We start from the raw sequence: 12856 nt of genomic DNA, 5'->3' as shown, positions 1-12856 counted from the left end.
TGTAGGTCACACCTGATCCCGCACTACCCCCGAAAAGGGGTGACCACCATGACCGACCCGTCACCGCTGCTGCGCCCGCGCGACGGCGACGCACTGCGCGCCGAGATCCGGCGGGTCGCGAGCGTGACCGGGGTTCCGGTGCTGTTCGGCGGCGAGGTGCACGCCGACACGCTGCTGCTGAGCGAATTCTTCGGTGTTCGCACCAACGGCCTGCGCGGGCTGTCGGTGCTGCGGACCTCCGGGCTCGGCGGGCAGGTGATGGACTCGGGGCGGCCGGGACTGGTCGCCGACTACCGCAACGCGCCGACCATCACCCATCACTACGACGGGCCGGTGATGAGCGAAGGCATCCGTTCGGTCGTCGCCGTCCCCGTGGTGGTCGACGACAACCCGCGCGCGGTGCTGTACGCGGCCACCCGCGGCAACGGAGCTCTCGGCGACCGCACCGCGGACGCGCTGTTGCAGGCCGGACGCAGGCTCGCCACCGAGATCACCATCCGCGATGAGGTGGACCGGCGGCTGCGACTGCTGGCGGCCGCCTCGGCCCCGGCGCAGGCCGGCACCGGCGTCGTCGTCGAAGAGTTGCGCGATATCCACGCCGAACTGCGTGATATCGCGCATTCGGCGGCCGACCAGAAACTGCGCGACCGGCTGCATGCCGTGGGCGCCCGGTTGACAAGGGCGCTGTCCGGCGGGCCCGCTCCGGACGCGCCGAAACTGTCGCGCCGCGAACTCGACGTGCTGATCCAGGTCGCGCTCGGCTGCTCCAACCAGGAGGTGGCCCAGCGCATTTCCGTCGGTCCGGAGACGGTCAAGAGCTATCTGCGCAGCGCCATGAACAAGCTCGATGCCCACTCCAGGCACGAGGCCGTCGTGACCGCCCGCCGCCTCGGTCTGATCCCCTGAGCCGCCGCGGAATTCGCGTTCTCCGCACCGCCCGGCCCACATGCGGGACACTGCCCGCCTCGCCTCTATACTCACCGCCGTGCCGCCGTTGCGAGTAGTCGGACTGTCCCTCGACAGTGCCGACCCCGAAACCCTTGCCCAGTTCTACCTGGATCTGCTCGGCGGAAAGACGCTGTGGCGCAAGGAAAGCAGTGTGGGGGTGCGGATCTCGTCAGGGCTCGCGCTCATCGCGCACCGCGTCCCCGACCATCAGCGCCCGGCCTGGCCCGGCTCCTCGATCGTGCACCTGGACCTGGCCGCCGACGATGAGCGCGATCTCGACGAATGTGTCGATCGCGCTGTGGAATTGGGTGCCAGCGTGGCGCCCATGCAGCCGGGCGACCGGTGGCGGGTGCTGCTCGATCCCTCGGGCCACCCGTTCTGCATCACCACGGTGACGCCGCCCGAATAGGCCGAGTGCGGTACGACGGCCCCGGCGCCGGTCACCTGTCGCCCGGCGACGGTAGTGTGCGGGTCGTGACGACAGCGCCTGAGACCTCGAGTCCCGAGACGACGACCCGCACCGACCAGACCACAGCCACTGGGGCAGGCCCGGTGGTGTCCGCTACCGTCAGCCGTCGGATCGCCGACGAGCTGGCGGTGCGCGAGAATCAGGTCCGTGCCGCCGTCGAACTGCTCGACGCCGGCTCGACCGTCCCGTTCATCGCCCGCTACCGCAAGGAAGTCACCGGCGGGCTGGACGACGCCCAGCTGCGCACGCTCGAGGAGCGGCTGCACTACCTGCGCGAACTCGACGAGCGCCGGGCCGCGATCGTGGAATCGATTCGCGCGCAGGGCAAACTCGACGACGAACTGCACCGCCAGATCATGCTGGCCGAAACCAAGGCCCGCCTCGAGGACATCTACCTGCCCTACAAGCCCAAGCGGCGCACCAAGGCCCAGATCGCCCGCGAAGCCGGTCACGAACCCGTCGCCGACGCGCTGATCGGCGACCCGACCACCGACCCGGCCCAGTACACCGCCGAACAGCTCGACGGTGCGCGCGCCATCCTGGTCGAACGCTTCGCCGAAGATGCCGATCTGGTCGGTGAGCTGCGCGAACTCATGTGGCAGCGCGGCCAGATCCGCTCCACCGTACGGGCCGGCAAGGAGGAGGCTGGCGCCAAATTCGCCGACTACTTCGAGTTCAGCGAGCCGTTCGGCAAGCTGCCCTCGCACCGCATCCTCGCGCTGCTGCGCGGTGAGAAGGAAGAGGTGCTCACCCTGCACCTCGAACCCGACACCGAGGAGCCGCAGCCGGGCGAGCGCACCATCTACGAGGGCCGCATCGCGGTGCGCTTCGGCATCGCCGATGAGGGCCGCCCCGCCGACAGCTGGCTGCTGGACACCGTGCGCTGGGCCTGGCGCACCAAGCTCCAGGTCAGCCTCGGCATCGACACCAGGATGCGGCTGCGGCAGTCGGCCGAGAAGGACGCCGTCGAGGTCTTCGCCGCCAACCTGCGCGATCTGCTGCTCGCCGCGCCCGCGGGCACCCGCACCACGATGGGCCTCGACCCCGGCTACCGCACCGGTGTGAAGGTGGCCGTGGTCGACGGCACCGGCAAGGTGGTCGCCACCGAGGTCATCTACCCGCACAAACCGCAAGGCCAGACCGAGAAGTCGCTGGCGGTGCTCGCCGCGCTGGTCGCGCGGTTCGGAGTGGAACTGATCGCCATCGGCAACGGCACCGCCTCCAGGGAAACCGACGCCCTCGCCGCCGAACTCATCTCCCGTATCCCGGAGAACAAGCCGACCAAGATCGTGGTCTCGGAGGCGGGCGCCTCGGTGTACTCGGCCTCGGCCTACGCCTCCCAGGAGCTGCCCGACCTGGATGTGTCGCTGCGCGGTGCGGTGTCGATCGCGCGCAGGCTGCAGGATCCGCTGGCCGAACTGGTGAAGATCGACCCGAAGTCGATCGGTGTCGGCCAGTACCAGCACGACGTCTCCGAGACGTTGCTGGCCCGCTCGCTCGGCGCCGTCGTCGAAGACGCCGTGAACGCCGTGGGCGTCGACGTGAACACCGCCTCGGTGCCGCTGCTGTCACGGGTCTCCGGCATCGCCGGATCACTGGCCGAGAGCATTGTGGCGCACCGCGATCAGCACGGCCCCTTCCGCAGCCGCAGCGCGCTGCTGGACGTGGCGCGCCTGGGGCCGAAGGCGTTCGAGCAGTGCGCGGGCTTCCTGCGCATCCGTGACGGCGACGACCCGCTCGACAACTCCGCCGTACACCCGGAGGCCTATCCGGTGGTGCGGCGGATCCTCACCAGCACCGGCCGCCCCATCACCGAGATCATCGGCAACACCAGCACGCTGCGCGCGCTGCGCCCGGCCGAGTTCACCGATGAGCGCTTCGGTGTTCCCACCGTCACCGACATCATCAGCGAGCTGGAGAAGCCCGGCCGCGACCCGCGCCCGGAGTTCAAGACCGCCGAATTCGCCGCGGGCGTGGAGAAGGTCGCCGATCTGGAGCCGGGCATGGTGCTCGAGGGCGTGGTCACCAATGTCGCGGCCTTCGGCGCGTTCGTCGACGTCGGCGTGCATCAAGATGGTCTGGTGCATGTTTCGGCCATGTCGCACAATTTCGTGAAAGATCCGCGCGAGGTCGTGAAATCGGGGGACGTGGTCAAGGTGAAGGTGCTCGAGGTCGATGTCGCCCGTCAGCGCATCGGGCTCTCGCTGCGGCTGGATGACGAGCCCGGTGCGGGTAAGCCCGAACGCGGTCGCGGTCCGGGCGAACGTGGTCGCGGTGGCGCCGATGGGCAGTCCGCGCAGGGGCGTGGCCAGGGCGGTAACCGCGGCCAAGGCCAGAACCGTCAGGGGCAGAACCGAGGTCAAGGCAAGGGGCGTCAAGGGCAGGGGCAGGGCCAGGGGCGTCAGGGGCAGCGCCGCGAGGCCGCACCGGCCAACGGCGCCATGGCCGACGCGCTGCGCCGGGCCGGTTTCGGAAAGTAGCGGCCGAAGACGGGAGCGGGGGCAGGCATGCGGCGATGGCTCGACGACGATGTGATCGCACAGGGCAGGCTCCCGCTGCTGTGCTTCCTGCTCGGTTTCATCCTCGGCTTCCTGGTGATCCGGGTCAGCGTGCGGCTGATCCGGGCCCAGGTGCGCTGGTGGCCGGGCAATCTGCGTGCGGGCGACACCCACATCCATCACATGGTGTTCGGCGTCATCCTGGTGCTGACCTCGGGTATCGGGATGATCAGCACCTTCGACGACGGCAGCAGCGCGACCGGCGCGTTGCTGGCGGCCCTCTTCGGGGTGGGCGCGGCGCTGGTGCTCGACGAATTCGCGTTGATCTACTACTTGCGCGATGTGTACTGGGAAGAGCAGGGCCGCACCTCGGTCGACGCGGTGTTCGTCGCGCTGGCCGTGACCGGACTGCTGCTGCTCGGTTTCCACCCGCTGTGGCTGCTCGACATCAACGATTTCCGCCACGACCCCAGCGTCGCGGCGCGGGCGCTGGTGGTGGTGTTCGCGGTGGTCAACCTGATCCTGGCCGCCATCGTGATCGCCAAGGGCAAGATCTGGACCGGGCTGTTCGGCATGTTCTTCCTGCCGCTGCTGGTCGTGGGTGCGCTGCGGTTGAGCCGGCCGGGCGCGCCCTGGGCACGGTGGCGCTACGGCGACCGGCGCAGGCTCATGTACCGGGCCATCGTGCGGGAACGGCGTTACCGGCGTCCGGTGATCCGGGCCAAGATCTTCGTTCAGGATCTGGTGGCGGGCAAACCCGACGTCGAACATGTGCGCTCGGCCGCCGAGGCGGAACTGCAGCGCACCGTCGTTCCCGCACCACCGGCGCCGCATCGTCATCACGCGCTGTGGTCGCACGAGCACGACACGCCGCGCTGAACGGGGCGGGTAGGGTGTGGTGCAGCCGGGGAGCACCGGCCGATTTCCGGCCCGCCGCGCTCATCTGGCACAATGCACAGGTTGCCCTGGGCGATATCTGCCCCGGCGCACCCCTTATTCGGAGCATGAACCGGTAGAGCACGTGCCGCCAGGTTCCTCTGTTCGCGCGAACTCCAGAAGGATGAACATGAACACCCTTGACTTCGTCGACGAGAAGTCGCTGCGCACCGATGTCCCCGAGTTCCGGCCCGGTGACACCCTCAATGTGCACGTGAAGGTCATCGAAGGCTCGAAGGAGCGCATCCAGGTCTTCAAGGGCGTCGTCATCCGGCGCCAGGGTGGCGGTATCCGCGAGACCTTCACCGTCCGCAAGGTGTCGTTCGGTGTCGGCGTGGAGCGCACCTTCCCGGTGCACAGCCCCAACATCGACCACATCGACGTGGTGACCCGTGGTGATGTCCGCCGCGCCAAGCTGTACTACCTGCGCGACCTGCGTGGCAAGGCCGCCAAGATCAAGGAAAAGCGCTGAGCTGCTGCTCCGCGCCGCTATCCCGGTCCCGCCCGGAGCGGTGGTAGCGCACAGAAATACCCGGATAGCCCGGCACCGCACGCATTCTCGCGGTGCCGGGCTAATCTGTTCGGCGTGGCAGACGAGAGTGGGCCGGTGACCGTGCCCGGTGCAGACGACGGGCAACCGCAGGGGCGTCGCGCACGGCGTGACCGACGCGGACGCAAGGACAAGAAACAGCGGCCCTTCTGGCAGGAACTGCCGATCCTGCTGGTCATCGCCGCTGTAATCGCCGCACTGATGGTGACGTTCGTCGGACGCCCGTACGTCATCCCGTCGCAGTCGATGGAACCCACCCTGCACGGCTGCACCGGCTGCACCGGTGACCGCATCTACGTGCAGAAACTCAGCTACTACTGGGGCGAGCCCGAGCCCGGTGACGTCGTCGTGTTCGTCGGCCCCGACTCCTGGAACACCCACTACCGCTCCATCCGCTCGGACAATCCGGTAATGCGCGGCGTGCAGAACTTCTTCTCCTTCTTCGGCCTCGTCCCGCCCGACGAGAACGACCTGGTCAAGCGGGTGATCGCGGTCGGCGGCCAGACGGTCGAATGCTGCGATCCGCAAGGCCGGGTGATGGTCGACGGTAAACCGCTCGACGAGCCCTACGTCGAGGACGATTTCCCGTGGGTCCAGGGCGAGAAGAACGCCTCCTACCCGGTGGGGCGGGTGTTCGGCCCGGTCACCGTGCCCGAGGGGCACCTGTGGGTGATGGGCGACAACCGCAACGAATCCGCCGATTCCCGCGCTCACGTCGGCGACGAACTCCAGGGCACCGTGCCGGTGGACAACGTCCGCGGCAAGGCAGTGTTCAAGATCTGGCCGCCCGGGCGTATCGGCCCGGTCCGAGCGCAGGATCCGCAAACCAACTGATGGCTGTTCGCGCGATAATCGGTCTGTGGGCTGTGTGGACCGGTTCGACCTGCACGACTGGGCGGCGGTGACGCCGATGGCCCGATCCGAGCGTCGCCTGCCGAGTGTGGAGCGTGTCAGCTGGCCGCCGCGGGTGGTCATGCGTAAGGCCGGTGGGCTGCGCACCCTCGAGGCGGCCCTGAACCGCAGCGGTCTCGGGCCGGTCGCCGGCGTCGACGAGGCCGGACGCGGTCCGAGCGCCGGGCCGCTGGTGGTCGGGGCGTGCATGTTGTCCCCCAAGGCTCATGACGCGCTGGCCGGTCTCGATGATTCGAAGAAACTCACCGAGGCGGCCCGCGAGGAGCTGTACCCGGTGATCACCCGGCTGGCGCTGGCCTGGCATGTGGTGGTCATCCCGGCCTGGGAGATCGACGCGATCGGCATCCACGTCGCCAACCTCGAGGGCATGCGCCGCGCGGTCGCCGGACTCGGCCGCACCCCCGGCTATGTGCTCACCGACGGATTCCGGGTGCCCGGCATCCCGGTGCCGTCGCTGCCGGTGGTGGGTGGTGACGCCACCGCGGCCTGCATCGCAGCTGCCAGCGTGCTCGCCAAGGTCACGCGCGACCGGATGATGGTCGAGCTGGATCAGCGGCTGCCCGGCTACGGTTTCGCCGCCCACAAGGGCTACAACACGCCCGAGCACAATGCCGCGTTGCGGCAGCTCGGGCCGTGTGCCGAACACCGGCGATCATGGCGCAATGTGCGCGAGCACGAGCCCGCGGGGGCGGGCGGGAGGCCGGTGCGGCACGAGGTGGTGGTGTCCTCCGGTTCGGTCATCGTGGATCAGGTCACGTCCGACCGACTGGCTACCGAAGCGTTACATACGCGATGATGTCAGGACACGCAGTGCCGCGAGAAGGAGGACGTCCCACCCGATGAGCGCCGAGGACCTCGAGAAGTACGAAACCGAGATGGAGCTGTCCCTGTACCGCGAGTACAAGGACATCGTCGGGCAGTTCTCGTACGTGGTGGAGACGGAGCGTCGCTTCTACCTGGCCAATTCCGTGGAATTGCGACCGCAGAACGCCGACGGCGAGGTGTATTTCGAGGTCAGGATGAGCGATGCCTGGGTCTGGGACATGTACCGGCCCGCCCGCTTCGTCAAGCACGTCCGCGTGATCACCTTCAAGGACGTCAATATCGAGGAGCTGGAGAAGCCGGATCTGCGGTTGCCGGAGTAGCGCTGCCGTAGTTATCCACAGGCCCGGGTTATCCCCAGGGTTTCTGTTTCCCCAGGTGAGCGGTCCGGCGCGGGACGGCCGGCACCGCATGCTGACCGGGTGGCACACAACTTGGCGCTCGGCGCACACGGGGAAGACCTGGCGGCACGATTCCTGGAAGCCGCGGGCATGGACATCATCTGCCGGAACTGGCGTTGCCGCTACGGCGAACTGGACGTGATCGCCCGCGAAGGCGACGTCACGGCGTTCATCGAGGTGAAAACCAGAGCCGGGCTCGGCTTCGGCACACCCGCCGAGGCGGTGACCTTCACCAAACGGCAACGCATCCGCAGGCTGGCGCTGCTGTGGCTGTCCGAACAGGACGGTCCCTGGCAACGCATCCGCTTCGACGTGGTTTCGGTCCTGGTCTCCCATGAGCGCGCACCGGTGATCGACCACCTGAAAGCGGTGTTCTGATGGCGCTCGGGCGGGCCTGCTCGGTCGCGGTGAGCGGCGTGGACGGCCAGCTGGTGGAGATCGAGGCCGACATCGGTCAGGGGCTGCCGTCGGTACACCTGGTCGGATTGCCCGACACCTCGCTGCAGGAATCGCGCGACAGGGTGCGAGCGGCGGTCGCCAACTCCGGTGAGAAATGGCCCGACGGGCGGGTGATCCTCGCGCTGTCGCCCGCGACGCTGCCGAAGGTCGGCTCGGTGTACGACCTGGCCTTGGCCGCGGCCGTCATGGACGCCTCCGATGCCATCCCGTCCAAGAAGCTCGACCACACCGTGCTGCTGGGCGAACTGGCCCTGGACGGGCGCATCCGGCGGGTGCGCGGCATCCTGCCCGCGGTGCTCGCCGCCAGGAAAGCGGGATGGGCGACGGTGGTGGTGCCGGAGGCCGCCCTGCCGGAAGCCGGTCTGGTCGACGGCATCGAGGTGCTCGGAGCTGCGACGCTGCGATGCGCACTGGCCTGGCTGCGTGGCGAAGCCGTCCTGACCGAGCCCGACCGCGATCTGCCCGAGCAGCCGCGGGCCAACGGCGATCTCAGCGAGGTCGTCGGCCAGCACGAGGCACGCTGGGCGTTGGAGGTGGCCGCTGCGGGCGGGCATCACATCCTGTTGACCGGGCCGCCGGGCATCGGCAAAACGATGCTCGCGCAGCGGCTGCCGGGATTGCTGCCGCCGCTGTCGGAGGCCGAAGCCCTCGAGGTGACCGCGATCCACTCCGTCGCTGGCACACTGTCCGGCGACCATCCGCTGATCACCATGCCGCCGTTCGTCGCTCCGCACCACTCCACCTCCGCGACGGCGATGGTCGGTGGCGGGTCGGGTTCGGCCAGGCCCGGTGCGGTGAGCCGAGCCCATCGCGGGGTGCTGTTCCTCGACGAATGCGCCGAGATCGGCACGAAGGTGCTCGAAGCGATGCGGACTCCGCTGGAGGAGGGCGAGGTGCGCATCGCCCGCCGCGACGGTGTCGCACGGTATCCGGCCCGGTTTCAGCTGATGCTGGCGGCGAACCCGTGTCCGTGTGCGCCGGCGCGTGACGTCGACTGCATCTGCGCGCCCCTGGCCCGGCGTCGCTACCTGGGCAAGCTGTCCGGGCCGTTGATGGATCGGATCGATATCTGGGTGCAGATGTACGGGATGGCCGGTGGCACCTTCGGCGCGGAGGAATCCGAGAGCAGCGCGACGGTCCGCGAACGGGTGACGGTCGCGCGCCGGGCCGCCGCGCACCGCTGGCGGGAATTCGGGTGGCTCACCAACGCCGAGGTGCCCGGACATGTACTGCGGCAACGGTTTCGGTTACCGTCCGATGTCACGGCACCGGTGGAGGCGGGGTTGCGGATGGGGCGGCTGTCCGCGCGTGGCGCGGACCGGGCCATCCGGGTGGCGTGGACAATCTGCGATCTACGTGGTGGCGACGTACCGAATGCGCAAGACGTCATGCAGGCGTTGAACTTCCGGCAGCGTGGTGCGCAGTGACCGCGGCACGCTCCGGCCGGCCCGGCGACGAGATCGCGGTGGCAGCCCGGGCTGCCGTGCTCGGGCAGGACGGCCGCGATGAGTCCGAGCAACGGCTGCTGGCATGGATCTACCTGTCGCGGGTGGTCCAGGGACCGTGCGCGCCGTTGACGGCGCTGATCGATTCGGTGGGTGTGGTGGAAGCGGCGCGGGCGGTGCGGGAATGCCGGTTACCGCAGGTGCTGCGTGCGGCGACAGCGGCTCGACGTGGGGTCGATCGGGCCGCCGAAGATCTCGAACGCATCCGGGCGCTCGGCGGTCGCGTGGTCACTCCAGAGGATCCGGAATGGCCCGCGTGGCGGCTGCTGGGGCTACAACAGCTCGAACCGGGAAGGGACGTCGATGGTGCGGTGCCGCTGGCGCTGTGGGTGCGCGGCCCGCTTTCGCTTCTCGGCGCCAGCGAACAGGCGCTCGCGGTGGTCGGAGCCCGATGCAGTACCGGCTACGGTGATCGCGCCACCGCGGAGATCGCAGGCGAGCTCGCCTGCCGAGGGTGGACGATCGTGTCCGGTGCGGCGTTCGGCATCGACGCGATGGCCCATCGGGCCGCGCTGGCGGCCGGCGGGTCCACCATCGCGGTATTGGCCTGCGGGATCGACCGCGCGTACCCGGTTCAGCATTCACGCCTCATCACTCAGATCGCCGAAACCGGGTTGGTGATCAGCGAATATCCGCCCGGCACCGTCGCACGCAAGCACCAGTTCCTGGCGCGCAACCGGCTGGTGGCGTCGCTGGCCGACGGTGTGCTGGTGGTCGAAGCCGGGCTGCGCAGCGGCGCCCGCAATACCGTCAAATGGGCTCGGCGCCTGGGGCGTCCAGCGCTGGCGGTTCCCGGGCCGATCACCTCGGCGTCCTCGGTGGGCTGTCACCGGATGATCCGCGAGGGCGAGGCCGTGCTGGTCACGGGGCCCGAAGACGTCATCGATGAGGCAGGGCCCCTGCGCCTGTCGTTACCGATCACGGCCGCCGTCGACGCCGGTGACCAACTCGCCGGCGACCAGCAACTGGTATACGCCGCGCTACCGGCCGCCGGTTCACGCGTACCGCACGAGCTGGCCACCAGCACCGCGCTGCCGGTGGCCACGGTACGGGCGGTGCTGGCCGAGCTGGAGCTGTCCGGGTTGGTCGGAGTCGGGGGAGAGGGGTGGTACCGGGTCGGGTCCGAGCAGCCGCCGGGAATCAGGTGAACTCAGGTGCTCGGCCGGATACACCCGGCGCACCGGATGTGGCGGTGTTCCGGGCCCGGGATGACCGGGAACACCGCCACCATGTGCTCGCCGGTACGACACCGGCGAGCCGGCCTCATTCCATCCGGACCGAGGAGCCGTAGACGTCGGCGTCCGTGGCGGGATCCACCTCAGCGGTGATCTCGCCGTTGCAGCCGGCATCGACATAGACGACCGCCAGGGAGTCGGTGTCGTTGATCATGTGGAACCGGGCGGGCTGCTCGTGTACCTCGACGCAGCCGGTGGGATTTTCATGCTCGGTGCCGTTGATGACGAGGACTCCCTCGGCACCGGAGGCGGTTCCGGCGGCGGTGAGGATCAGTGTTCCTGCGACAGCACACACAGTTGCGATATGACGCACGGGGTGTCCCTTCTGTGAGCATCGGTGAATCGACTGATCGAACCGGGCAATCTTCGCAGTCCGGACACCCGAAGCGTGGTAGGCCGATACCTCGAACAGGCAAAACGGGTTGTGAGCGGGGCGGCGGCGCGCCGACTTGCCAACACCGGTGTCGCGGGTGACGGTGGAGCGATGGATGCGCTGCCCGAGGACCTGGAGGAATTGCTGGCCGAATATGGGCGCAATCTCCGGCTGGGAAGCAATCGTTCGCCACACACCGTGCGCGCCTATGTCGCCGACGCGCGGTCCTTGCTGACGCATCTGGTGGCGCGCTCGTCGGATTCGTCGGTGCGGGAACTGGATCTGGCGTTGTTGCGCTCGTGGCTGGCAGCACAGTCCGCCGCGGGTGCCGCCAGGACCACGATGGCTCGCCGCTCGTCATCGGCTCGCACCTTCACGGCCTGGCTCACCAGGACCGGACGGTTGGGTGTCGACCCCGGATTGCGGCTCGGTTCCCCAAAGGCACATCGCGTCCTTCCGGCCGTACTGGGCAAACAGCAGGCCGCCGCAGTGATGGACGCAGCGGAATCGGGTGCGGTACAGCGTGATCCGATGGCCCTGCGGGACCGGCTCATCGTCGAGTTGCTGTATTCCACCGGAATACGGGTCAGTGAGCTCTGCGGGCTCGATATCGATGATGTGGATCGGGAACGCCGGCTCGTGCGAGTCCTGGGCAAGGGCAACAAAGAACGCTCGGCCCCCTTCGGCGCCCCGGCCGACGATGCGATCGGCAACTGGCTGCGTTTCGGCCGCCCCGATCTCGCGACCGCCGAATCCGGCCGCGCCCTCTTACTGGGCCGGCGCGGCCGCCGCCTCGACCCCCGCCAGGCCAGAACCGCAGTACACGAGGTGATTTCGGCCATTCCCGGCGCACCGGACATGGCGCCGCACGGCCTGCGGCACACCGCCGCCACCCACCTGCTCGAAGGCGGCGCGGATCTGCGCGTGGTCCAGGAACTACTCGGCCACGCCAGCATGGCCACCACCCAGCTCTACACCCATGTCTCCGTCGAACGGTTGAAAAAGGTGCACGACCAGGCACATCCCCGCGCGTGAGAGGGCCGCCATGACCCTGCCGAACCCGGATGCCGAATCCGACGATGACGAGGAGGAGATCGACTACCGATTCACCCTCGCCAACGAACGAACCTTCCTGGCCTGGATGCGCACCTCGCTCGGCCTGCTCGCGGGCGGCGTCGCCGTGCACACCCTGGTGCAGCCGTTCCATGTGGCGGGATTCCGGCGTGCGATTGTGCTGTGCTGCCTTGCTCTGGCACTCGTGCTCGCGGTCGGCGCCTACGGCCATTGGCGGCGCGTCGGTGAGGCGATGCGCAGGGGTGGCCCACTGCCCGGCACGGTTATGGTGCCGATTTTGTCCGCCGGCATCACCGCCATCGCGCTGCTCGCCAGTGTCGCGGTGCTACTGCGATGACACCACCCGGCCTGGCCGCGGAGCGAACCGCATTGGCGTGGCGCCGCAGCGCACTGGGCGCCACGGCGGTGACGATGCTGTTGCTGAACGCCGCCATCGCCGACGGCTGGCGCGCCACCTCGATCGCCCCGCTCGCCGGCGCACTCACCATGGCCGTGCTGGCCGTGGTGGGTGCCCTGCGCAGCCACGATCTGCGCCACGGCCGCAACCGGCACGGCACCCTCGCGGTCCGGCTGGCGATGCTCTCGACCGCTGTCACAGCGCTGGTCACGGTGCTGATCGGCGTGACGCACCCGATCCGCTGACGAGTGCCGAGGGCTCGCGCCCGCTGCTGTGG

The 12856-nt window shown here is 69.0% G+C and carries 15 protein-coding genes; 14 read left to right on the top strand and 1 reads right to left on the bottom strand.

The window, feature by feature from the left end; all coding sequences use genetic code 11:
• Nucleotides 1-48 precede the first annotated feature (48 nt).
• From AC4HOU_RS05790 to dprA, 11 genes are all read left to right on the top strand, one after another.
• Entirely contained in the window at nt 49-906 is an 858-nt protein-coding gene (locus AC4HOU_RS05790; RefSeq protein WP_490724174.1) for a helix-turn-helix transcriptional regulator, read from the top strand.
• Between the two features lie 79 nt (nt 907-985).
• Nucleotides 986-1357, top strand: coding sequence for a VOC family protein (locus AC4HOU_RS05785; RefSeq protein WP_036538351.1), 372 nt, complete (start codon nt 986-988; stop codon nt 1355-1357).
• Nucleotides 1358-1500: 143 nt separating this feature from the next.
• Nucleotides 1501-3897, top strand: a complete 2397-nt coding sequence (locus AC4HOU_RS05780; protein ID WP_195007182.1) for a Tex family protein — start codon at nt 1501-1503, stop codon at nt 3895-3897.
• 27 nt (nt 3898-3924) lie between these two features.
• Entirely contained in the window at nt 3925-4794 is an 870-nt protein-coding gene (locus AC4HOU_RS05775) for a hypothetical protein (protein ID WP_163811663.1), read from the top strand.
• A gap of 187 nt (nt 4795-4981) precedes the next feature.
• On the top strand, nt 4982-5323 hold the full coding sequence (gene rplS, locus AC4HOU_RS05770; RefSeq protein WP_163811665.1) for a 50S ribosomal protein L19: 342 nt from the start codon (nt 4982-4984) through the stop codon (nt 5321-5323).
• Between the two features lie 114 nt (nt 5324-5437).
• Nucleotides 5438-6235 (top strand): signal peptidase I, encoded by a 798-nt coding sequence (gene lepB, locus AC4HOU_RS05765; protein WP_280212463.1) that lies wholly within the window; start codon nt 5438-5440, stop codon nt 6233-6235.
• 76 nt (nt 6236-6311) lie between these two features.
• The gene (locus AC4HOU_RS05760; protein ID WP_490724253.1) at nt 6312-7109 is read left to right on the top strand and encodes a ribonuclease HII; all 798 of its coding nucleotides are present in this window, start codon (nt 6312-6314) and stop codon (nt 7107-7109) included.
• Nucleotides 7110-7152: 43 nt separating this feature from the next.
• Nucleotides 7153-7458 (top strand): DUF2469 domain-containing protein, encoded by a 306-nt coding sequence (locus tag AC4HOU_RS05755; protein WP_011210678.1) that lies wholly within the window; start codon nt 7153-7155, stop codon nt 7456-7458.
• A 99-nt stretch (nt 7459-7557) separates the two neighbouring features.
• Nucleotides 7558-7914: a YraN family protein gene (locus AC4HOU_RS05750; protein WP_195019717.1), complete on the top strand. Its 357-nt coding sequence runs from the start codon at nt 7558-7560 to the stop codon at nt 7912-7914.
• Nucleotides 7914-9422 (top strand): YifB family Mg chelatase-like AAA ATPase, encoded by a 1509-nt coding sequence (locus tag AC4HOU_RS05745; RefSeq protein WP_195019716.1) that lies wholly within the window; start codon nt 7914-7916, stop codon nt 9420-9422. Before AC4HOU_RS05750 ends, AC4HOU_RS05745 begins: the two co-directional genes overlap by 1 nt.
• Before the next feature lie 98 nt (nt 9423-9520).
• Complete coding sequence (gene dprA / locus AC4HOU_RS05740) at nt 9521-10648, top strand: DNA-processing protein DprA (RefSeq protein WP_490724252.1); 1128 nt, start codon at nt 9521-9523, stop codon at nt 10646-10648.
• 115 nt (nt 10649-10763) lie between these two features.
• On the opposite strand, the gene AC4HOU_RS05735 is transcribed toward dprA, so the two are convergent.
• Nucleotides 10764-11030: a hypothetical protein gene (locus tag AC4HOU_RS05735; protein ID WP_195019715.1), complete on the bottom strand. Its 267-nt coding sequence runs from the start codon at nt 11028-11030 to the stop codon at nt 10764-10766.
• Between the two features lie 189 nt (nt 11031-11219).
• Here AC4HOU_RS05735 and AC4HOU_RS05730 point away from each other — a divergent pair, with 189 nt between their 5' ends.
• From AC4HOU_RS05730 to AC4HOU_RS05720, 3 genes are read left to right on the top strand one after another with little or no spacing between them, the layout of a single operon-like run.
• Nucleotides 11220-12143, top strand: coding sequence for a tyrosine recombinase XerC (locus AC4HOU_RS05730; RefSeq protein ID WP_175585815.1), 924 nt, complete (start codon nt 11220-11222; stop codon nt 12141-12143).
• Between the two features lie 10 nt (nt 12144-12153).
• Nucleotides 12154-12519 (top strand): YidH family protein, encoded by a 366-nt coding sequence (locus AC4HOU_RS05725; protein WP_195019714.1) that lies wholly within the window; start codon nt 12154-12156, stop codon nt 12517-12519.
• A complete protein-coding gene (locus AC4HOU_RS05720; protein WP_163811675.1) occupies nt 12516-12824 on the top strand; it encodes a DUF202 domain-containing protein in 309 nt (102 codons plus the stop codon). The genes AC4HOU_RS05725 and AC4HOU_RS05720 overlap by 4 nt, the downstream gene beginning before the upstream one ends.
• The last annotated feature ends 32 nt before the right edge of the window (nt 12825-12856 follow it).

The sequence above is a fragment of the Nocardia sp. JCM 38205 genome (assembly GCF_058222935.1).
This window is presented reverse-complemented; position numbering and strand designations above follow the sequence as displayed.